Source organism: Halorubrum salsamenti, from assembly GCF_007671685.1.
GTDB classification, from domain to species: domain Archaea; phylum Halobacteriota; class Halobacteria; order Halobacteriales; family Haloferacaceae; genus Halorubrum; species Halorubrum salsamenti.
In genome coordinates this window covers 1-21,601 of sequence record NZ_VCNL01000003.1, presented here as the reverse complement: position 1 = coordinate 21,601, position 21,601 = coordinate 1, and the positions used below count along the sequence as shown (strand labels likewise).

Here is a 21,601-nt window from a genome sequence, read left to right as displayed (position 1 = left end):
GTTACCGCGGAGGGTCTTACCCGTTCCGCTCCGGGCGCTCTCTCCTCCGAGGCTCGCTCCTGCGACCGCGTCAGCGAACCGAGTCGAGGAGGAGCCGCTGTTCGGTCCGCTTCACCTCGTGTTGCACGTCCCGCACCGCGTCGATGTTCGCCGAGATGGAGGAGATGCCCGCCTCAACGAGGAAGTCGACCATCTCGGGTTTCGAACCCGCCTGCCCGCAGATGCTCGTGTCGACGCCCAGCTCTCGACACGTCTCGATCGTGTCGCCGATCAGCTGTAACACCGCCGGGTGGAGCTCGTCGAACCGGTCGGCGACGTGCTCGTTGTTGCGGTCGACCGCCAGCGTGTACTGCGTGAGGTCGTTCGTACCGAAGGAGGCGAAGTCGATCCCGGCGGCCGCCAGCTCCTCGATCTGCAGCGCGCTCGCGGGCGTCTCGATCATCACGCCCCACCGGTGCGTCTCGGGATCGATCCCGGACTCGCGCATGTGCCCTTTGATCCCCTCGATGTCGCTCGCGTCGTTGACGAGGGGGAACATCACCTCCAGGTTGTCGTACCCCATCTCGTAGAGCCGTGCGAACGCCGCCAGCTCCTGACGGAACGGCTCGGGCTTGTCGAGGCTCCGACGGATCCCGCGCCAGCCGAGCATCGGGTTGTGCTCCGCCGGCTCGCCCTCGCCGCCCTCGAGCTCTCGGAACTCGTCGGTCGGGGCGTCGATGGTCCGCACTCTGACAGGCCGGGGATAGAACTCGTCGGCGACCCGCCGGACGCCCTCGATGAGTTCGTCCTGATACGCGCGGGCGCCGTGATCGGCGATGTACTTCTCGGGGGTCTTCCCGAGCGACAACACCATATGCTCGATCCGGAGCAGGCCGACGCCGTCGGCACCCGTCGCCGCGGCGCGCTCGGCGGCCTCCGGAATCGAGACGTTCACCTTCACTTCCGTCGCCGTCATCGGTTTGACAGGGGTCTCCGGCCGCGCCGCCTCGACCGGTTCGAACTCCTCGCCGGACTCGGCCTCCTCGTCGGTGCCGGCGCGGACGGTTCCCTTGTCGCCGTCGAGCGTGACGTTCTGTCCGTCGTTCAGGAGCCGCGTCCCGTTTCCGGTGCCGACGACGGCCGGAACGCCGAGTTCTCGAGAGATGATCGCGGCGTGACTCGTCATGCCGCCCTCGTCCGTAACGATCCCGGCCGCCCGTTTCATCGCGGGGACCATGTCCGGCATCGTCATCTCGGTCACCATCACGTCGCCCTCCTGCACTTGATCGAGGTGGTCGAGCTTGTGGACGATCCGAACGGTCCCGGAAACGACGCCCGGACTGGCGCCGAGCCCGTCGACGAGCACGTCGGCGTCGTCGCCGGCGTCTCGGTCGCCCGCGCCGTTAGCAGCGGCGCCATCGCCGGAATCGTCTTTGCCGGCGGCGCCCCCCGCGGATTCGCCCTCGCCGGTCTCTGGATCGCTCTCGGTCTCCTCTTGGATCGTCGTGATCGGGCGGGACTGCAGCATGTAGATCTCTCCGTCGTAGATCGCCCACTCTACGTCCTGTGGCGTCCCGTAGTGGTCTTCGACGCGCTTCCCGAGTTCGACGAGCTCCTCGATCTCTGTGTCGGAGAGTACCCGGCTGTTCCGGCGGTCGTCGTCGACCTCCAGCGTGACGGTCTCACCCGTCTCCGCGTCTTTGACCATCTCCACCTTCTTGTCCGCGACAGTCACTTCGTCGACGGTGTCCCGCTCGCGGTCGTACACGTAGTTGTCCGGCGAGACCGTCCCGGAGACGACCGCCTCCCCGAGTCCCCACGCGGCCTCGATCGTGATCTGCGGGTCGCCGGTCGAGGGGTGGCTGGTGAACATCACGCCGGACTTCTCGGCGTCGACCATCCGCTGGACGACGACGGCGATGTCGACCTCGGCGTGCGGGAACCCCCGCTGCTGCCGGTAGTATATCGCCCGTTGAGTGAAAAGCGACGCCCAGCACTCCTTCACCCGTCGGATCAGATCCCGCTCGCGGACGTTGAGGAAGGTCTCCTGCTGGCCGGCGAAGGAGGAGTCCGGGAGGTCCTCGGCGGTCGCAGACGAGCGAACGGCGACGAACGCCTCCTCGCCGTCGTCGCCCATCGTTCGGTACCGGTCGACGATCTCCTCGCGGACGTCGTCGGGGAGCGGCGTCTCTAAGATCAGCTCTGCCGCCGTCTCCTCGGCTTCCCGGAGCGCGGCGGAGTCCTCTGGATCGACGTCAACCGCGGCGAACAGTTCCTCGTCGATTCCTGCCTCCTCGATGAAGGTGCGGTACGTGCCTGCCGTGACGGTGAATCCCGGCGGAACCGGGAGTCCAGCGCCGATGAGTTCACCGAGCGAAGCTGCCTTTCCGCCGACGGTCCCGACATCGTCGGCGTCGACATCCTCGAGCCAGAGTACTGCCATTCGTGTGTTCGGAGGATCCGAGAGCCGACGTATGAAGCTTCCGGCCTACGCAACCGTGAATAAAAGATTACTCGCGGTCGAGTGATCGCGTCAGATCGGGGCGCGGATCCGATGAGTCGCCTCTGGCGCGACGGCATTCCGTCCGACCGAGGCGAGTCGTATCGTTCCGATAGCCGCTACGGACGGAGGGACAAGAAACGTGGTAGAGGGCCGAAGCGATCCGGGGAACGACGAACCGGTTGACGGCTCGTACACATCCGTACGGCCCGTCCACTGGAATACTTATCTCCCGATCCAACAACACCGTTGGTAACATGTTACAGGTTCTGTAACACAATCGCCGATACAAACCATGTCGACTTGGTCCGTCACACCGACGCGAGCCGCTCCCGCTCCGCGCGCAGGAGGCGCTCCCAGAGGCCGAACAGGCGGCTGTCGAGCCCGTATCCCTCATCCACCCGCCGGACCCACGCGTCGTCGGCGAACAGCAGTTGCTGGAACCGTCGCACCGGCTCGGAGAGGTGATCGCGATCGCCACCGTAGTACGACAGCGACTCCTCCCGGGCCCGGTCGACGAGCGCCGGCGGGACCTCGATGCCGTCGGCGGCCGCGGCGTGTTCGAACCACTCCAGGTGCAACAGCGCGGCGGCGAGCAGGAACCGCTCGCGGAACCCGGAGACGCGGGCGAGCGCCGGCCTGCCGTCGACGGTCACGTCTCGCGGTCGGGAGAACTGCGGCGCGGTCACCGTCACGTTCGCGGCGTCCGCGACCGCGGCAGCGACACGTCGGAGCCGCCACTCCCCGTATCTGACCGGCCCGATCAAGCCGAGTTCGTACCACGTCGGGAGCCACTCGCAGTACGGCTCGGAGAACCGCCCGTCGGCGAGCAGCGTCGCCGAAACGGAGCGGGCCGCCGCCGGCGACAGCCCCGACGGATCCTCGCGGAGATCGGCTGTAATCCGTGCCCCATCGAGCGCGTCAGTTCCCTCGAACCCCATCCCTTCGGCAACGTGGCGGGTGTACGTGCGACTCGCGGCGTACCAGTCGGCGAAGTCGTTCGGCGCCGTCAGGCGGAGGAGTCGGAGAACGGTGATGATCGTCGTACGGGGCGGAACGGCCTAACTGCTGTGGCGGTTCATCCCTCGAAACCGTCTCCGTTCCCCTCTGCCAGCGCGTCGTCGAGCCCCCACTCCGACGCGCGCTCTGCCGCCTCCGAGCGGGCCTGTTCGCGGATCGCTTCGATCCGCTCGTCGTCTTCGAGGAATGCCGCGACCGCGTCACCGTCGTCGTCGCGGTCGGCGTCCAGTCGCTCGTCCGGGGCCGCGTCGCGGGTGCGGTCGGCGAGCGCCTGATCGTCCGCGAGTTCGGTCGCCGCGGCGCCCGGCGAGACGCGGAGCGCCTCCTCCTCGTGGGCGGTTTCGAGCGCGCCGCCGTCGACCGCGTACAGCTCGACGCGGTAGGGTCCGGGGACCGCGAGCTCGGCGAGCGCGTCCGGGCCGCCGCTGTCGCTCACCGTGTTGTACGCGAGGACGGGGACGCCCTCCGCAAACGTGACGACGCCGCGGGCGTCGCCCTCCAACAGGAGCGTCTCCTGTGGCACGAGGGTCGCGTAGCCGGTCAGCCCTCGATCGAGCGCCCGGGCGAGCGTCGTGCCCACGTCGGAGACGACCCGCGAGCGGAGCAGATCTCCCCGGGGGATCCGGAGTTCCGGCGACTCCGCGGTCCCCGTCATGGCGTGTCCGGGACGACCGCGCTCCGGAAGCGGTCGGCGACGGCCCCCTCGTCGCCGTCGCGCACGTCGAGCCGGGCCGCCGCCCGCCGGTAGCCGGCGGCCGGCTCGCTCTCGGGAGCGTGTGCGAGGAGGGGCTTCCCGGCGCGTCTCGCCGCCCTGACGGCGTCGCTGTCGGGGACGCTCGCGAGGACGGGTCCGCCGAAGCGGCGCTCGGCCTGTTCGGCCACGTCGGCGGCGTCGTCGCGGACCTTGTTGAACAGCACGCCCGCCGTCTCCGTCCCGTACGAGCGCGCGTATTCTTGGACCTTCAGCCCGTCGGAGAGCGCGGGGATCGTCGGCTCGACGACCACCACGACGCGGTCGGCGAGGACGACCGGCAACACCGCCGACTTCGAGCCGAGCGCGGCCGGCGAGTCGAGCAGCAGCACGTCGGTGTCGGCGGCGAGATCGGCGACGACCTCGCGGAGGCGACCCGGCTCGGCCGCCTCGAAGCCCGCGAGCGACGTTCCGCAGGGGACGACGGAGAGCCCGAACCGGTCGTACGTCGCCTCGGAGACGGCCGTCGCGGTCCCCTCAACGAGGAGGTCGTGGAGAGTGACTGTCGCGTCGTCGAGCCCGGCGTGGAACAGCAGGTTCGCCATCCCCGTGTCGGCGTCGACGACGGTGACGTCGTGCTCCTCGGCGAGCGCCATCCCCAGCGCGAGCGTGCTCGTCGTCTTCCCCGTGCCGCCCTTCCCGCTGGCGACCGCGAACGCCTCGACCATGCGCCGACGTGTCCGGTCGCCGGGCTAAAAGCTGTCCATCGCGGTCGCACCGGAGCCGTCACCGCTGTCCGGACTCCACCGGTCCCACCGGACAGCGTTTTGCCGTTCGGAACCAAGCGTCGACCATGCCTACCGTTATCGATGCGGACGCGCTCCGCGACAGGATCGACGAGCGACGGCGCGGCGAGCGGTCGTTCGCCCTCGTCGACACGCGTCCCCGAGAGAGCTACGAGGGCTGGCGGATCGCCGATTCGATCCACTACTTCTACAAGCCGTTTCACGAGTTCGACGCCGACGACTTCGAGGCCGAGACGGGGCTCGACCCGGACGACACGATCGTCACGGCTTGCGCGAAGGGGAAAGCCTCGCTTGACTTCGCCGAAGAGCTGGAGGCCGCGGGCTACGACGACGTCTCCGTCGTCGCGGACGGGATGCGCGGCTGGTCGGGCGTGTACGACCGGACCGTGGTCCCGCTTCCCGACGCGGGCGACGACCCGCTCGACGTCGTTCAGATCCAGCGACGCGCGAAGGGGTGTCTCGGGTACCTCGTGGTCGGTGGACGGCCGGACGATGAGAAAGCCGATCCCGACGGCTCCGACCGCGTCGCTATCGCCGTCGACGTCTCTCGTCACGGCGACGAGTGGCGGGAGGCGGCCGCCGAGCGGGACGCGTCGATCGCGGCGGTCCTCGACACCCACGTCCACGCCGACCACCTCTCCGGCGGCCGGGCGCTCGCCGACGACCTCGACGTACCCTACTTCCTCCCGGCGGCGGCCGCCGAGCGCGACGTGGCCTACGCGTTCGAGCCGCTCGCGCGCAACGAGACGCTCGACGTCGGCGGGGTCGACGTGAAGGCGCTCGCGACGCCCGGCCACACCGACGACGGTGCGAGCTACCTCGTCGGGCGGTCGGCGCTGCTTACCGGCGACACGCTCTTCACCGACAGCGTCGGTCGGACGGAGCTGCAGTTCGCGGCGGTCGGCGACGGAGGGGGCGGCGACGCGGCCGACGACGCCGCGAGCGACGGAGGTGGCGAGAGCGTCGGCGCGGCGACCGGCGCCGAACGCCTCTACGACTCGCTTCACGGGACGCTGCTCGCGGAGCCCGACGATGTCGTCGTCTGTCCCGGTCATTTCGCAGTCGCGAACGACGGGACGACCGGCGACGTCGTGCCCGGTGAGCCGGTGACGACGACGGTGGGAGCGGCGCGCCGGGGGATCGGAGTGCTCGGCCTCGACCGCGAGTCGTTCGTGGAGCGGATTACGGCGACGCTACCGGAGAAGCCGCCGAACTACGAGGCCGTCATCGCGGCGAACCGCGGCGTCGAGTCGCCTTCGGACGAGACCGCGGCGATCGAGCTGGAGCTCGGGCCGAACCGGTGCGCGGCCGACGCCGGGACGGAGCCCGCGGCGGACGACTGAAGCCGATCCGCTCGACCGAGCGGCCGATAGAGGGCTATCGGTCGTCCCGTCGGTTGTCCCGATCGGTCGCGTCGTCTCGGTCGGCTTCCAACTCCGCAACGCGCTCGCGGAGATCGTTCCGGTCTCGGACGAGCGCGTTGACGGTCGCTTCCAGATCGGCGATCCGATTCGTGAGATCGAGGTACGCGTAGCCGGCGAACAGACCGACGACGAGGCCGAGTACCCCGCCGATGAAGAATCCGACGAGGGTCGTGACCGCCATAAAGAAGGCATCGGCGATATCCTCGGCGTTGATGGGGAGGGAAAGCGGCATACGCCCGCTGGTACGCGATTCCTCAAAAGGGTTCTCACCGTTCTGTCCGACTCGCTACCGCCCGACTTCTCCCGTCCGCCTCACTCGTCGTGGATGAAGACGAGCCGCTTCGACTCGGTGTTACAGAGGCAGAGGTCGATCCCGTCGCGGGTCGCGCCGATCTGCTGCCAGCCGTGGTCGCTGACGAACAGCGTCTGAAAGACGCCGCGGTCGCAGTCGGGGTTCGGGCAGCCGACCCCCGCGGCGTTTTTGTACACGGTGGTCCCGCCACCGGAGCTCTGGCGAACCAGTCCGTCCCTCAACGAGCGGAACTCCTCTGCAGACATCGGGCCCTCGGTCTCCTCGTCTCCCATGCGTTCGCGTTCGCGGCCCACAGTATATAAACCGCCTGACTGTGGCAACTGGTGGCACGAATCACGGTTCCTGTCTCCCGTCTCGCGTTCACGCCGCGTCCCGCTTCACGGCGTCGGCATACGCGTCCGCGATCCGGGTCGGCTCCGGGAGCTTGTAGCCCGCACACAGCGCCTCGACGATCTCGACGGTCGCCGCGGGCGACACGCGGTGGCCGGGACTCACGTACAAGGGGTTCACGCGCCGGCTGTTCGGGTACTGTCGGGACTGGAAGGCGTGGCCGATGACGGGGGCTGCGGGAGTGTCGCTGTCGCCGTCGAAGGCCTCGCCGTCCACGCCCGCCGTCTCCACCGACTCGTCCGCCCGGATCGGCGTTCGCCATCCCGTCGGTCGCTCGTCGGTGGACTCGTCGGGCGTGCCGCACAGCAGGCTCTTCGCGACGCCGACGCTCGGCACGTCTAGCAGGACGCCGACGTGAGTCGCCACGCCGGCCTGCCGGAAGTGGATCCGGCCGGAGCCGTCACAGACCAGCAGGTCGGGCTCGGCTTCGAGCGCGTCGAGCGCCGCCAGCATCGGCCCACCTTCCCGGAACGCGAGCAGCCCCGGGATGTAGGGGATCGAGAGGGGCGTGATCGCGCTGGCGTACTCGATCACGTCGCCGTCGCGGATCGCGACCGCGGCGGAGACGGCCCGGTCCGCTTCGTCGTCGGGCGTCAGAAACGCCTGATCGATCCCCACGACGACCGGGGACTCCGGATCGCCGGCGCTCGAGCGCGTGCCCGGGAGCGTCTCTTGGCGTGGGTCCGGCAGCCCGTCAGTCAGGTCCGCGGGCTCGTCGATCGCGACCGCGGTCGGATCGATCCCGTGATCGTCCGCGAACGTCGCCGTCGCCGCCAGCTCGCGCTGGAGCGACTCCATCTCCCCGCGCGACAGCGACGGGTCCGGGAGGAAATCGGAGCGCTCGACGTCGTCGAGGTCGCCGCGAGGCGGGTCGGCCGCGGGTTCGCGTCCCATTCAGAATCGCCCGCCGGGACCGCCTGGGCCGCTCGGTCCGCGGGGGCCGCCCGGCCCGCCAGGGCCACCCATCTGTATCCCGCCGGAACCGCCCGCGGACCGCGCGAGGCCCTCGTTGCGCTTGCCGAACGCGAGCCCGATCGCGAACCCGATCAGGTGCGCGAGGTGCGCGATGCCGCCGGCGGCGCCGGCTCCGCCGGCTTGGAGGCTCTGTACGACGAGGAACGCCGAGACGAGCGCGATCCCCCAGGTGAGGTACTTGATCTTCATCGGGATGACGAAGAAGAGGAGCACCTGCATGTTCGGTCGCCAGACGGTGAGAACGCCGAGGATCGCGAATCCGGCGCCGCTTGCGCCGAGCACGCCGGTCGGCGGCGCGCCCGTTGCGATCGCGAACAGGACGTGGCCGAGGCCGGCGAGGATCCCGGACGCGAAGAAGAACCCGACGAAGCGGCGGGAGCCGACCGCGCGCTCGACGAGCGGGCCGAAGAAGAACAGTACCACGCTGTTCCCGATGATGTGATAGAGACCGACGGGCGAGTGAGAGAGCACGGAAGTCACCCACGTCCAGACGTTCCCGAGGGCGTTCGACTGGAGGACGAACAGCTGGTTGTGCAGGGTCACACTGATCCCGTGGTACGTAATCAACTGCGCGACGAACGTGATCCACATCGCCGCGAGGATGGCGTACGTCGCGTTCCCGCGGAAGTAACTCACGAGCCCGCCGGTGCTCGTCTCGCGGTCGATCCGTCGCTTGATACGCCCTGAGATGCCGGCCGACGTGCCGCCCGAGCCACCTGACCCGCCGGTCTCGACGCTCTCGTCGAACCCGCTGTCGAAGACGCCGCCGGGATCGTCCCACTCGGCGAGCCCCGGACAGTCGTGGTTCTCGGGCAGACGGTGGTCGGCACAGAACGTCTTGCCGCACCGTTTACACTGATACGGGAGGTTCTCGTACTCCCCACACACGTCGCACGTCGCCATTACCAGGTCTTACGGGGGCGTTCGTAAAGCGGTTTGGCTCTCAGACCGCTCTCACCATGTCAGATATCCACCGTCCATGAGCGTACCACGTTCGGTGGTTCCGCACCGATCATTTCAGAAATAGAATTATTAATCAGAAAAGACAATATAATTATCTGTTTGTCGAATGCGGAATCGATCTGCGCCGCTATACTGGAATATGGTATAATCAACTATAAACGCAAAAATAACTAATATTTTATTTCTTTTCTTATTAATTACTAATTTTTAGTGTATTTTCTACGTATTATTTATATACTCTATACATCCGATCGGATGTGTCTCCTCTTGAAGCTATATCTGTGTTATATCTAAATATAAATGGATATATTGTATTCTTATATTTCTACTCCGACTCGATCGTCGAGACCACCGGGGTGGTCGCGTTGAGCAGGATCGACTGCGCGACGCTACCGAACAGCACTTTCCCGGTTTGCGACCGCCGTCTCGGGCTCACGACGATGTACCTCGCGTCCTTCTCGTCCGCGTACTGCACGACCTCTTCGACGGGCCCGCCGACGAGGCCGACCGTCTCGTACGGTACGTCGATATCCGAGACCGCCTCAGCCGCCATGTCGCTGGCCGCCTCGCGGATCTCGCTCATGTCTTTCGGCTCCTCCGCCTGTGCGCTGGTGATCCCCAGATCGAGGAACTCCGAGCGCGTCAGGGCGTGTACGACGTGAACCGTGTCATCGAACGCCCGTGCGAGGGCGGCCGCCTCGTCGACGACGTTCGACGCTCTCTCGGACCGATCGACGGCTGCAACGATCGTCATGCTTGCCCTTTCCTCGCCGGTATAATATAGTTTTGGCGACCGGTACCGGAACGGTGCCGTCTACCGGCAACTGTTCGCAGGTGCGATTGATCCCACTTCTCCGGAAATCAGTCGGAACTCGGGGTCGTGGCAACACGGGTGCACGTCTGTCGTACTCGTACTAGCGAGGGTTTTGCCCATATTCGGAAACGCACTCACTGATAGTGGAACGCGGACACCGGAAACCGCTGCAGGGACGTTCGAGACGACGGGTTCCGAGGGGGCGACAACTCCGTCTCTCGAGCGCTACTCGCGGAGCGCTCGCACCGCAGGTAAGAGTATCGTCCCGACGCTCAACAGGAGGATGATGAGCGCGATGGGACTCGTGAGGAAGATGTCGGGCGATCCGTTCGACAGCTCCAGCGACCGACGCAGGTTCTCTTCCGCGATCGGAGCGAGGATCAGCCCGAGGACCATCGGCGCGAGCGGATACCCGCGGAGGCGCATCGCGTAGCCGAGCACGCCGGACCCGAGCATGATCCACGCGTCGAAGAGGTTCCCACGGAGCGCGATCGCGCCGATCACACAGAGCAGTAGGATGACCGGCCAGAGGAACTGCTTGGGGATGTTGATGAGCCGCGCCCAGTAGTTGGCACCGAGCAGCCCGAAGACGAGGATGAACACGTAGATGAGCAGGAACCCGACGAATATCGTGTACAACAGTTCCGGCTCGTCTTGGTATAGACCCGGGCCGGGATTGACGTCGTGAACCAACAGCGCACCGATGAGGATCGCGGAGACGGAGTCTCCGGGGATTCCGAGTGTCAGCGTGGGGATCAGGGCACCGCCAGTGCTCGCGTTGTTCCCCGACTCCGCCGCGGCGACTCCGCGGATGTTTCCGTCGCCGAAGGACGGTACCGCGTCTTTGATCCACCGGGTGGCCTCGTTGTACGTGATGAACGCGGCGATATCGCCGCCGGCACCCGGAATCGATCCGATCAGCGATCCGAGGATGCCACCGCCGGCGCTCACGGGGAGTATCGCCCGCAGGTCCGACAGTGACGGGAGCGCGCCCGATACGTCTTGATCGACCCGCTCTCTGTCCGTTTTAATTCCTTGACCGTACTTTCGGAGACCCTCCGCGATCCCGAACAGTCCGATCATCACCGCGATGAACTCGACGCCGGTGAGCAAGGCGGGCAGGTCGAACGTGAACCGGTGATACCCCGTGATCGGGTCGATCCCGACCGTCGCGACCAACATCCCGAGGAGTCCGGAGACCATTCCCTTCGTGACCGAGTCACCGCTCACGCTGGCGATGATCGTTAGCCCGAAGACGGCGAGCGCGAAGAACTCCGGCGAACGGAAATTGAGCGCGGCGTCGGCAATCACGGGCGAAAAGAACATCAGCGCGAGGACGCTGATAAAACCGCCAACGAAGGAGGCGATCGTAGCGACGCGGATCGCCCGCCCGGCCTCCCCTCGCTGTGACAGGGGATATCCGTCGAAGATGGTCGCCGCCGCCGACGGCGTTCCGGGCGTTCGAATGAGGATCGCCGGGATCGACCCCGCGTACACCGCCCCGCCGTAAATTCCGAGGAGCAGCATCATCCCGTTGGCCGGGTCCATCGTGAAGGTGAACGACAGCAGCACAGCGATGGTCATCGTTGCCGTCATTCCCGGGATGGATCCCATGAGGATACCAAGCAGGATACCGAGGATCATCAGCCCGACGGCGAGCGGGTCCGTCGCGTTGAGAGCTCCTTGGACGATGTAGTCAACCGTCATTAGACACCCACCACCAGCGGAAGTTGCGGCAGCAGTCGGGATACCGGGATGATCGCCTCAGGGAGCCGGACGAGGAATATCCGTCCGAAAACGTAAAACAGCAGCGTCGGCACGCCGAGCGAAAGGCCGACGAGGAGCAGCGGAGACCGAATGCCGGAGTAGTAGAGGAGGACCCCGAGGAATAGCATCGACCCGACCCAAAACCCCAAAATCGGTATCGCGAGAACGTACGCCACGAGGAGTCCCAACACGACGGTCGGCGGCCGAACGTCGATGTCGCTCATTTCGAGTTCGGTTTCGCCTCCGTTCAGCATGTCGGCGGCAGCGAAGACGATTATCCCGACCGAGGTGAGGATCGGGAAGAAACTCGGTCCGAATAAACTGTCGTTGGGGAAGTTGCTCGCGGCGTAGATGACCACGAGCGAGAGGAGGATGAATCCGACCGACAGCGGGTGCGACAAGAGCATCCCTACGGAGACCCGGTCGACCGTGTCTGCGATACGTTGTTTTACCATGTGTACTTCTCACTCGGCAAACAGGGGATCTGCTTGTATAAAGCTACTGGAACCCCTTTATGCGGCCGAGAGGAGGTCGGTTGATCGAACGGAGAGACCGAACGACCGCGTGAGATCGGTCGGCTCGTGGCGTCGATCAGACGAGACTGTCCGAACCTGAGAAACTCCGGCAGATTTAATTCAGAAACGACCGGACATCGAGATGACTATGAGCGTAAGTAACGTAGTCGATGGTATCGACCAGATACAGTTCGAACACGTCCGTGTGTTCGTGCTCGAAGACGTCCCGGAACCGGGGTCGATCACGCTCGTCGACACCGCCTTCGATGAGAACGGGCCCGAACTCGTCGAAACACTGGAGTCGCAATACGGGGGAGTCGATCGCGTGATCCTCACGCACGGTGACCACGGTCACCACGGCGGACTCAGCCACGTCGTAGAGGCGTTCGACCCCGAGATCGCGATGCCGGCCGACGAGACGAAGCTCTACGACCACCTCGAGGAAGCGAACCTCGATATCGAGCCGGATGTCGCCTACGAGGACGGCGATGTCCTCGACGGCAACATTCGGGTCATCCAGGTGCCCGGCCACACGGAGGCGACGTCGGCGCTGCTCCTCGAGGACCGAGACATCCTCATCTCTGGCGACGTTCTCGACGGCGCCGACCGGGGCGGACTTCCGGCCGGGTATCTCCTCCCGCCGCCGGCGCTTTTCAACGACAATCACAGAGACGCGGAGTTGAACCTCTACGCGCTGCTCGAACACGAGTTTGACGCGCTTCTCGTCTTCCACGGATCACACGTCTTCGAGAACCCGAAGGGGAAGCTCGACAACTACCTCGTCGAGCGCGAGTGGAACGAGTGGGACCCTCGGACGGACTAACCGAGTCGGAGCCAACTCCGTTTTCACACAGAATCATCCCGCAGCGAGACCTACTCTCGCAACACCGAGACCTACTCTCGCAACACCGATACGTCGAAGACCGGCTTGCACGTCTCGCCGGACAGGAAGGCTTCGAACGCCGTCTCCGGGTCGGTGAGACTGAACCGGTCGTCGAGAAACGTTTCGTGGTCGACATCACCGGTGGCGATCAGTCGGAAGGCCCGGTCGAAGTCGCGGTACAGCGCGCTGTAGGAACACTGGAGATCGACCTCCGCCCGGACCAGCGACGTGGTGGGAATCGAGGTCTCACCGGCCTGACCGATCATGACGATCTGGCCCCCTTTCCGAACCGCGTCGGTCGCCATCGGTAGCCCGGAGGAGTGACCGGTCGTATCGAAGACGACGTCGTACCCGAGCCCGCCCGTGTCTTCCGCCCAGTGCGTCTCCACGTCGCTCTCCTCGATGTTGACCGTGGCGTAGCCGAGGTCCTCCGCAAGCGGGAGTCGGTAGTTCGTGTCTCGTCCCACGCCGGCGACGGTGACGGTCGCGCCCTGCGCGTCCGCGACCTGTGCGGTGAGGAGCCCGATCGGTCCCGGGCCGGCGACGAGGACGGTATCGCCGGCACCGACACGAGAGTTCTCGATGACTGCGCGCGTGCAGACCGCGGTCGGCTCCGCGAGCGCGGCGTGTCGCGGATCGACTCCCTGCGGGACGATCTGTAACGAGTCGGCGGGGGCCGTGATGTAGCCGGCGTAGGCGCCATCGCGGTCGATACCGGTCAGTTCGATGTTCTGACAGATGTTCTCCTTTCCGATCTGGCACTGGAAGCACTCGCCGCATCCGCGGATCGGTCGTTCCACGACGCGCTGTCCGGGATCGATCCGCGTGACCGCGTCGCCGACTTCGACGACCTTCCCCGTGTATTCGTGACCGATTACCGTCGGGAGTGACATCCGCTCGAACGCGGACTTGAACTGGTAGATGCCGGCGTCGCTTCCACAGAGTCCCGCGTACTCGACTTCGATGAGCGCCTCGTCTGCGGCCGGTTTGGGCTGTTCGATGTCGACAAGTTCCATACTCCCGGAGTCACGGCGGGTTTTTGCGAGCCCTCGCATACTGGATTCTGAACGGGTGTGTGACATAAGGTTTTGGTATCGGACACTCTACCCCCTCGAACGATCCAAACGCTTATTATACACAGTCGAATATGCAGGATTGGCATGGTAAGAGATACCAGCGGCCGAACTGCATCGAACAGGCGGACGTTTTTGAAGAGCGCTGGCGTCACCGGGCTCGCGGCAACCGCGGGCTGTCTCGATCAGCTCAGCGGCGGTCAGTCGTGGCCGTCTCGGCCCGTGGAGATCGTTTCACCGTGGGCGGCCGGTGGCGGAGCCGACCGGACGAGCCGCGCGGTCGCCGACGCGGCGGAGAACTACACAGACGTTTCTTGGAACGTCAGCAACCAGACCGGCGGTTCCGGATCGGTCGGGATGAACGCGGCCGCCAACGCTGACGCCGACGGCCATACGATCGGCTGTACGGCGCCCGAGATCGCGCTGTTCGAGCATCTCGGTATCGCCGATCTCAGTCCCGACGACATCACACCGATCATGCAGTACACGGAGTTCCCGGCGACGCTGCTCGTCAACGAGGACTCCGACTTCGGCTCCGTCGATGACTGGGTCGCCTACGGCCAAGACAACACGATCCAGATGGCGAACTCCGGGTTCGGCTCCTCCTGGCACATGGCTGCGGCAGGGATCGCCAGCGAGGCCGACGTGCAGGTCGAGCACATCTCCTACGAGGGCGCCGCGCCCGCGATGACCGCCGTCGCGAACGGGGAGGTCGACGCCACCGCCGTGGGAGCCGCGGAGGCGGCACCGCAGGTGCAGGACGGCCAACTCGAGGCGCTCGGGGTCGCCTTCAGCGAGCCGGTCGACGCGCTCCCGGACGTGCCGACGCTGGCCGACGAAGGGCTCGACATCGAGATCGGCTCTTGGCTGGCGCACTTCGCGCCCACCGGTATCTCCGACGAAGTCCAGCAGAGCCTCCTCGAGACGTATCAGTCGGTGTACGAGGACGAGGGCTTCGTCGAGTTCATGAACAACAACGGCTTCATCCAGACCCGCCGGACCGGCGACGAGCTGCGCACCTTCCTCGACGAGCAGTACGAATTCTACGGGAACCTCGTCGACGAACTCGGCATCGAAGAGCAGTAACGGCCGTCGGACCACGAACGCGAAGCGACTCCGTTTTTCTCGAAGTCACGGAACGGCCGCAGTAACTGGCGTGGCGATATCGGACGGGGAGTAACTCACCGATGAATTTATGCGTCGGGTAAACCTCGCCGGGAATGTGCACACCATCGAACACGACATCGAGCGGCCAGACCGGAGTATCGTCGAGGCCTTCGAGGAGGTCCCGAGCACGATCGTTTCCGATGTGACCGGGAATATCGGCCTCACCATGGACGCTGGAATCACGCCCGCCGGCGACGGCGTCGAGATGGCCGGGACGGCGGTCACGGTCAACGCGTCGCCGGGGGACAACCTGATAATCCACAAAGCGATCACGATGGCCGAGCCGGGCGACGTGCTCGTCATCGACTGTGACGGCTACACCGATGTCGGCCACGTCGGCGAACTGATGTGTACCTCCTGTATGGCGAACGGGCTCGGTGGTCTCGTCATCGACGGCGGCTACCGGGACAGCCCCGAGATCGCGGCGATGGATTTCCCCGTCTACGGACGCGGCGTGAACCCGCAGGGGCCGCTCAAGCAGGATCCGGGGTCGGTGAACGTCACGGTCTCGGTCGGTGGCGTGAGCGTCGACCCCGGCGACATCCTCGTCGGCGACGACGACGGGATCGCGGTCATTCCCGGCGACGGCGCCGAGCGGGTGCTCGAACTCGCTCACGAGAAGATGGACGCCGAAGACGCCACGCGCGAGGAGGTCAAGTCGGGTGAGTACCTCTTGGAGATCAACGGTTACGACGAGCTACTCGACAACCTAGAGGTCGTGGGTCCAGAGGACTCGATCCAGTAGACGCGTCAGGGGCGGAGCGCCTTTCGCGACGTGACTGTCCGAGACCCGGACAGCGATCACGCCGGCGTTTAGATCGAACCGACGATCGGCCCGTCCTGACTACCTGGCGGAACGTCCCCCTGATCACAACCGCGAACACCGATTACTTCGGCGGTCCGTCCCACTCTCCGCCGTCGTCTTTCGGTTCGTAGCCGAGCACGGCCTGCGCGTGTTCGATACCGAACCAGCGAGCGGCGTTCCCGCTCACGGCGTAGAACGCGTCGTAGGTGACCTCCTCGTCCGCGAGGCAACACTCCAGCATGTGCGCGAAGTCGCGCTGGGAGGTCCAAGACGCCTTCAGCCGCTTTACCATCTCATTGTACTCCTCGCTCCCGCGTTTCCAGGACCCGGTCTGTGACTGGTCCCACACCTCGTCGTCGTCGACGCGGTGTTCGTCTCCCCTGTCGACCCCGCGTTCCGCGTCGCCGTACGGGTGATCGTACTCTTCGGTTCGGACGCTCGAGATGCGCAGCGAGTACACATGCTCCGGCGCACCGTCGCGCCGCGCGTGGACCCGGCACATGTGTTCGCCGAACATCTTCGAGGCGCCGTAGTATCCGTCCGGCTTCGGAAGGGTCTCGTGGGTGAGCCGGAACGGGTCGTGTTCGCTCGGATAATCCTCCTCGTAGAGTTCCGGAGCGTGGTCCTCCTCGTAGAGTCCCATCACGCGCTGTGAGGATGCATAGATGAGCTTCTCGACGCCGGCGTCCTCCATCGCCTTGAGCACGTTGTAGGTCCCGAGGATGTTGGGATCGATTATCTCTTCGAAGTCGGCACCGGCGTCGGACTGCGCGGCGAGATGGATAACGGCGTCCTGTCCGTCGAACGCCGGTCGTATCGCCTCGTAGTCGGCGATGTCCGCGACGTGCGTCTCGTAGTCCGGGTGATCGCTCCGGTTGAGGTACGTGAATTCGTATCGATCGTCGTCCGCCATGTGGTTGAGGATCGCCTCCCCGGCCTCACCGAACGGACCCGTCACAAGCACATTTTGAGCTGCCATCGCTGATCGTCGGTCGTTCATCATCTCATTTAACTCTTTGTGTTCTCCGAATCTCACCCGGCTTCAGACGGGTTGCGAGCCTCGTTGAAACGCCTGCTCTCGCCGCTCGATGTATTTCACTATCGTTGGAATATACATATCGAAAAACCATTATAGTTACACACGTATGTTTGTAATGGGTGGGGCTGTATGAGCGATCGGCGGGTCGCTTTCGGGACAGATCGGGAGCAAAAAGGGGCCGTATCCAACATTGTGAAAACTCACGACTCATCTGGGAGTGAATGGGTGACCTCCTCCACCGTCGGCGAGGAACCCGAGGCAGCGAACTCCGGAACCAGTGAACTTTATATTATCTTGTGAAGGCCACAGAATATGGAGCAGAGACGCGCGTGGACGGTCGCGGTGTTCTCGTTCATTTTCGCTGATGCTATCGCCGTGCAGGTACGGGGGCCGATACTCGCGAGTCTCGGCGAGGAGTTCGGCGCTTCGACGGCCACGCTGGGGCTCGTCGCGCCGGCGGGGACCGCTGGGTTCCTCGTGGCGATTGTCGTCACCGGAGTGCTTGCCGGTCGGCTCCCGATGCGACCGTCCCTGCTCGTCGGCGCGACGTGTACGGTCGGTGCGCTCGTCGCGATGAGCGTCGCTCCCACCTACGCGGTCTTTCTGGTCGCGCTGCTCGGGCAGGGAACGGCCGCCGGCGCGTTTCGCGGCCTCGATCGCGTCGTGTTGAGCCACCTCCACGCCGAACGCCGCGCACGGATGTACACGGTCTACACGCTCGTGTGGGCCGTCGGAGCCGTGCTCACGCCCCAACTCGTCAGCGTCGTCCTCGCCGTCGCCGACTGGCGGATGCTGTTCCTCGTCGTCGCGTGCGCGTTCCTCCCCGCGACCCTACTTGCCGCGCGGTACGACCTCCCTTCGATAGACGCGGAGCGCTCGGTGTCGCGGGCCGAGCTCGCGTCGCTGCTTCGCCGACCGGCCGTTCTCGGGAGCTGTCTCGGGATGGTTCTCACCGGAGCGCTCGAAGGCGTCCTCTTCACTTGGCTCGTGTACTACGCCGAGACGTTCTACCCGACAGCGACCGCGAACGCGCTGTTGTCGGTCTATCTCCTCGCGTACATCCCGGCGCGGCTCGGCTGTGCGACGGCGATCGAACGAGTTCCGCATCTGCTGCTTCTGTTAGCGGCGCTTGTTCCCGCGATACCGGCGCTCGCGGTCGCCTTCTCGGGCGTGACCGGTCCAGCGCTTTTCGCCGCGGTTTTCGTCGCCGGCGCGGCGATCTCGACCGGATTCCCGGTGCTCTCCGCGTACGCGGTCGAGTCGGCGCCCGAGTACAGCGGTCCGCTCAACGCGGTCACGAACGGGTCGACGTACCTCGGACTCGCAACGGCGCCCGCAGTCGTCGGGGTGCTCGCGGGGCGGTACGGGATCGGGACCGCGATTCAGTGGACGGCGGTCGCTATCGCCGTCGCGTTCGTTCTCGCCGTCGGCACACTGTGGCGGTGGACGGACACGCCCGGCGTCCCTCGCCCTACATAACATATTTCTTAACATCATTTAAAAAATATCTTTCTTAGCTACGACCGCACGGAGCCATCGATCTCTCCTCTCATGAAGGCCACACACATCAGAAATGCATCTTAAAACACAACTATATTTAATATTAGATTGTCTTTTCTCCACTTTCACGTGATTATTTGAGTATTAGTGAGAATTCGATCGTAATAGAACTACAGATGTCGTCTAGGACCAACACATACCCCCAATTTGCGATTATATATTTAGAACACAAGCGTATATAGGCTATATGTCTGTGTATTTTGAAGATTATCGACGATATCCCCGAAATGAGTTGATCCCATCGATAAGGCTTGACTTGCGAGAATTATTTCTAATTTAGATATACTATCTAGAACAAGACGGATTTTATATGTTTAGATCAGCGTTCGTACTTTTATGAACGACGCCTGAGCTTGAGCTCGATGATGTTCTTTTTGTTTAGTAGTTCGGGCGCGATCTCGGTCTCGATCCGGTGGTCGTCCATGCGGCTGAGCGGCCCGCTGACGCTTATCGCGCCGACGGCGTCGTCGGGCTCTGAGACGATCGCCGTCCCGACGGCGCAGACACCCTTAAAATGCTCTTCGCGGTTGATCGAGTAGCCGCGCTCGCGGATCTCGTCGAGCTCGTCGCGGAGGCGCGTCTCGTCGGTGATAGTGGAGTCGGTCACGGATGTGAGCTCCCGCTCGTCCAGAATGCGGTCGACCTCCTCCGCGGACAGCTCCGCGAGGATGGCCTTCCCGGTCGCCGTCGAATGGGTGTGGAAGTGGTCGCCGAGCGGCGCCTGGTCGTCGACGGAGTTCGGGCTTTGTGACTTGTACAGCTGGACCGAGTATCCGTTCTCCTCGACGACGACGTTCGCGTGTTCGTCCGTCTTTTCCCGCAGATCGTCGAGCTCTGTCTTCGCCGCTTGGTACAGCGCCATCTCATCGCGGAGACGGCCACCGACCTGAAGGAACTCGAGGCCGCAACGGTACTCCCCCGACTTCTTGACGACGAATCCCGTCTCGACGAGCGTCGTGAGGTGGACGTGAGCCGTGCTCACCGGCATGTCGAGGTGTTCCGCCGTCTCCGAGAGCGTCGCTCCGCCGACCTCGTCGAGGCACCTGACGATGTCGAACGCGTGGCGGACGCTTTTGATCTGACGCGGCCCCGTCTCTTCCGATTCCGACCCGTTCGGCTTTGCCATAGGTCGATCTGTGCGAGCGGCCGTACTAATACCTGCGCGTCAGTTTCAACGAAGGTGAAACGTCCGAGTGCACGTGTCGCGCTCCCGGCGCGGCGAGGTCGACCCGACGGCGATGCGACGCCCCGACTGCGACGCGGCGTGTGGGCGACGAGACGCCGTGCGTTCCGGGTCCGCAACGGACTGCGTCGACAGTGAACGTTTTCACTCGTCGGATGATAGAGTATCGCATGAACTTCGAGGCGTTCGTGCTCGCGGCCACGACAAACGATCTGACGCGGGAGCCGGCCGCGCGCGGGCTGGCAGATGTCATCGAATTTCGGATGGACAAAGCGGACGATCCGCTGGAGCAGCTCGACGACTACGACGGGCAGCTCCCGCTCATCGCGACGAACCGAACCCGCTGGTTCGGCGGACAAGCACCCGATACGGGGCGGCTCGACCGACTGTCAGCGGCGTCGCGCTCGGATCACGTCGAGGTCGTCGACGTCGAGCTGGAGACGGCCCGCGGGATGGAGTGGGTCCTCGACGAGCTCCGAGACAACGCCGTCGACTGTATCGTCTCTCACCACACGTTCGAGGACACCCCGGAACGCGAGGTCCTCGACGCGATCTTCCGTCAGTGCGGTGAGTACGGGGACATCGCCAAAGTGGCGACGTTCCCGCGGAAGCACACGGACGTGCTCCGCCTGCTCCGCTCGATCAACGTCGCAACGAAGAAGGGCATCGACGTGGCCGGGATCTCGATGGGCCGGATCGGGAGCCACTCTCGGGCGGTCGCTCCGATATACGGCTCCAGACTCGGGTACGCGCCGCTCGCGGACGACGAGAGCGAGTACGCGCCGGGGCAGATCCCCCTAGAACGCCTCCGAACGCTGATCGACGATCTCACGGCGGAAAGCGAGATCCAGAGCGCTGCCGCGGCCGCCGAGGACCGCCCGGAGAACCGACAGCCGGCGGAACACTGACTTATCGGCCGCGGTGGCCCGGCGGAGGACCCCAGCCGATATTGGCGTCTGCGGACGAGCGCAGGGGCGAGGAGATCCGTTTCGGGATCCTTATTATTGTACCGCGCCACTCGCCACCAATGTGTACTCTCTGTAGCCAGAGCGGGGGCGATCGGCGATGAAGGAGGACGAGAACGCGGTCCACGCCTACATGATCCGGCTCGAACTCGTCGACGAGCCGGGTGAACTGCTCCGGTCGCTGCGTCCGATCAGCGAGAACGGCGGGAACCTGCTGTCTATCTTCCACGAGCGGGGAAGTATGACGCCGCGCGGTCACATTCCGGTGGAGGTCGACCTCGAGGCGACTGAGTCGCAGTACGAGGCGATCGTCGAGGACCTCCAAGACGGGGGAATCAACGTGATCCAGGCCGGCGAAGAGCGCTACAGCGAGTCGCTCGTGTGCGTCCTCTCGGGACACATCGTCGACACGGACCTGTCGGGCACCCTCTCGCGGATTCAGGACGGGTCGAACGCGACGGTGACGGACCTCTCGCTGTCGGCGCCGCAGGGAACTCGAAACACGTCGAGCGCCCGCCTGCGGCTCGCCGTCGAGGAGGGCGAGGTGAGCGAGACGCTCGAGACCATTCGCGGGATCGCCGATGGAAAGGACCTCCATCTCATCGAGCCGCTGACGCGGGGTGAGCCGTGAAACTCGCGATCGTCGGCGCCGGCGTCGTCGGCCGTGCGGTCGCGGAGCTCGCGGTCGACCGCGGCCACGAGGTCGTGGCGGTCGCGGACTCGTCGAGCGCGGTCGTCGCGGACGGGTCGGACGGCCGGGACGTCGGCG

The 21,601-nt window shown here is 65.1% G+C and carries 22 protein-coding genes; 8 read left to right on the top strand and 14 right to left on the bottom strand.

All coding sequences use genetic code 11. The annotated features are described in order from the left end of the window. Positions 1-70: 70 nt before the first annotated feature. From ppsA to FGL94_RS09120, 4 genes are all read right to left on the bottom strand, one after another. Positions 71-2,422: a phosphoenolpyruvate synthase gene (gene ppsA / locus FGL94_RS09135; protein WP_144923843.1), complete on the bottom strand. Its 2,352-nt coding sequence runs from the start codon at positions 2,420-2,422 to the stop codon at positions 71-73. A gap of 368 nt (positions 2,423-2,790) precedes the next feature. Beyond that, entirely contained in the window at positions 2,791-3,420 is a 630-nt protein-coding gene (locus FGL94_RS09130) for a hypothetical protein (protein ID WP_144923840.1), read from the bottom strand. Positions 3,421-3,557: 137 nt separating this feature from the next. Further along, the gene (locus tag FGL94_RS09125; RefSeq protein ID WP_144923838.1) at positions 3,558-4,154 is read right to left on the bottom strand and encodes a hypothetical protein; all 597 of its coding nucleotides are present in this window, start codon (positions 4,152-4,154) and stop codon (positions 3,558-3,560) included. Further along, entirely contained in the window at positions 4,151-4,918 is a 768-nt protein-coding gene (locus FGL94_RS09120; protein WP_144923835.1) for a nucleotide-binding protein, read from the bottom strand. The genes FGL94_RS09125 and FGL94_RS09120 overlap by 4 nt, the downstream gene beginning before the upstream one ends. A 125-nt stretch (positions 4,919-5,043) precedes the next feature. Between FGL94_RS09120 and FGL94_RS09115 the strand changes: the two genes are divergently transcribed. Beyond that, on the top strand, positions 5,044-6,339 hold the full coding sequence (locus FGL94_RS09115; RefSeq protein ID WP_144923832.1) for an MBL fold metallo-hydrolase: 1,296 nt from the start codon (positions 5,044-5,046) through the stop codon (positions 6,337-6,339). Positions 6,340-6,373: 34 nt separating this feature from the next. Here FGL94_RS09115 and FGL94_RS09110 read toward each other — a convergent pair whose 3' ends face one another. From FGL94_RS09110 to FGL94_RS09080, 7 genes are all read right to left on the bottom strand, one after another. After that, positions 6,374-6,652 carry a hypothetical protein gene (locus FGL94_RS09110; protein ID WP_144923829.1) on the bottom strand — a complete coding sequence of 93 codons (279 nt, stop codon included), beginning with the start codon at positions 6,650-6,652 and terminating at the stop codon, positions 6,374-6,376. Between the two features lie 80 nt (positions 6,653-6,732). Then, complete coding sequence (locus FGL94_RS09105) at positions 6,733-7,005, bottom strand: DUF7385 family protein (RefSeq protein WP_144923826.1); 273 nt, start codon at positions 7,003-7,005, stop codon at positions 6,733-6,735. 88 nt (positions 7,006-7,093) lie between these two features. After that, positions 7,094-8,017: an endonuclease V gene (locus tag FGL94_RS09100; protein WP_144923823.1), complete on the bottom strand. Its 924-nt coding sequence runs from the start codon at positions 8,015-8,017 to the stop codon at positions 7,094-7,096. Next, entirely contained in the window at positions 8,018-9,001 is a 984-nt protein-coding gene (locus FGL94_RS09095; RefSeq protein WP_144923820.1) for a rhomboid family intramembrane serine protease, read from the bottom strand. Between the two features lie 385 nt (positions 9,002-9,386). Beyond that, on the bottom strand, positions 9,387-9,815 hold the full coding sequence (locus tag FGL94_RS09090; protein WP_144923816.1) for a universal stress protein: 429 nt from the start codon (positions 9,813-9,815) through the stop codon (positions 9,387-9,389). Between the two features lie 285 nt (positions 9,816-10,100). After that, positions 10,101-11,582, bottom strand: a complete 1,482-nt coding sequence (locus FGL94_RS09085) for a tripartite tricarboxylate transporter permease (RefSeq protein WP_144923813.1) — start codon at positions 11,580-11,582, stop codon at positions 10,101-10,103. Beyond that, positions 11,582-12,097, bottom strand: a complete 516-nt coding sequence (locus tag FGL94_RS09080; protein WP_144923810.1) for a tripartite tricarboxylate transporter TctB family protein — start codon at positions 12,095-12,097, stop codon at positions 11,582-11,584. Before FGL94_RS09080 ends, FGL94_RS09085 begins: the two co-directional genes overlap by 1 nt. Before the next feature lie 208 nt (positions 12,098-12,305). Here FGL94_RS09080 and FGL94_RS09075 point away from each other — a divergent pair, with 208 nt between their 5' ends. Beyond that, a complete protein-coding gene (locus tag FGL94_RS09075; RefSeq protein ID WP_144923807.1) occupies positions 12,306-12,980 on the top strand; it encodes an MBL fold metallo-hydrolase in 675 nt (224 codons plus the stop codon). Between the two features lie 71 nt (positions 12,981-13,051). Here the strand turns inward: FGL94_RS09075 and FGL94_RS09070 are convergent, their stop codons facing one another. Then, positions 13,052-14,095: a zinc-dependent alcohol dehydrogenase gene (locus FGL94_RS09070; RefSeq protein WP_144923805.1), complete on the bottom strand. Its 1,044-nt coding sequence runs from the start codon at positions 14,093-14,095 to the stop codon at positions 13,052-13,054. Positions 14,096-14,200: 105 nt separating this feature from the next. On the opposite strand from FGL94_RS09070, the gene FGL94_RS09065 reads away from it, so the two are divergent. Together FGL94_RS09065 and FGL94_RS09060 are read left to right on the top strand one after the other, a co-directional pair. Further along, positions 14,201-15,199 carry a Bug family tripartite tricarboxylate transporter substrate binding protein gene (locus FGL94_RS09065; RefSeq protein ID WP_144923802.1) on the top strand — a complete coding sequence of 333 codons (999 nt, stop codon included), beginning with the start codon at positions 14,201-14,203 and terminating at the stop codon, positions 15,197-15,199. 136 nt (positions 15,200-15,335) lie between these two features. Then, positions 15,336-16,025 (top strand): 4-carboxy-4-hydroxy-2-oxoadipate aldolase/oxaloacetate decarboxylase, encoded by a 690-nt coding sequence (locus FGL94_RS09060; protein ID WP_144923799.1) that lies wholly within the window; start codon positions 15,336-15,338, stop codon positions 16,023-16,025. A gap of 142 nt (positions 16,026-16,167) precedes the next feature. On the opposite strand, the gene FGL94_RS09055 is transcribed toward FGL94_RS09060, so the two are convergent. Next, positions 16,168-17,064, bottom strand: coding sequence for an NAD-dependent epimerase/dehydratase family protein (locus tag FGL94_RS09055; protein WP_144923796.1), 897 nt, complete (start codon positions 17,062-17,064; stop codon positions 16,168-16,170). 372 nt (positions 17,065-17,436) lie between these two features. Here FGL94_RS09055 and FGL94_RS09050 point away from each other — a divergent pair, with 372 nt between their 5' ends. Beyond that, the gene (locus FGL94_RS09050) at positions 17,437-18,603 is read left to right on the top strand and encodes an MFS transporter (RefSeq protein WP_144923793.1); all 1,167 of its coding nucleotides are present in this window, start codon (positions 17,437-17,439) and stop codon (positions 18,601-18,603) included. A gap of 415 nt (positions 18,604-19,018) precedes the next feature. On the opposite strand, the gene FGL94_RS09045 is transcribed toward FGL94_RS09050, so the two are convergent. After that, the gene (locus FGL94_RS09045) at positions 19,019-19,810 is read right to left on the bottom strand and encodes an IclR family transcriptional regulator (RefSeq protein WP_144923789.1); all 792 of its coding nucleotides are present in this window, start codon (positions 19,808-19,810) and stop codon (positions 19,019-19,021) included. A gap of 296 nt (positions 19,811-20,106) precedes the next feature. Between FGL94_RS09045 and FGL94_RS09040 the strand changes: the two genes are divergently transcribed. From FGL94_RS09040 to FGL94_RS09030, 3 genes are all read left to right on the top strand, one after another. Beyond that, complete coding sequence (locus FGL94_RS09040) at positions 20,107-20,775, top strand: type I 3-dehydroquinate dehydratase (protein WP_345775940.1); 669 nt, start codon at positions 20,107-20,109, stop codon at positions 20,773-20,775. A 157-nt stretch (positions 20,776-20,932) separates the two neighbouring features. After that, complete coding sequence (locus FGL94_RS09035) at positions 20,933-21,463, top strand: amino acid-binding protein (protein WP_144923783.1); 531 nt, start codon at positions 20,933-20,935, stop codon at positions 21,461-21,463. Beyond that, positions 21,460-21,601: 3-hydroxyacyl-CoA dehydrogenase NAD-binding domain-containing protein (locus FGL94_RS09030; protein ID WP_241659160.1), on the top strand; the 142-nt coding region annotated here is incomplete at its 3' end. The genes FGL94_RS09035 and FGL94_RS09030, both read left to right, overlap by 4 nt.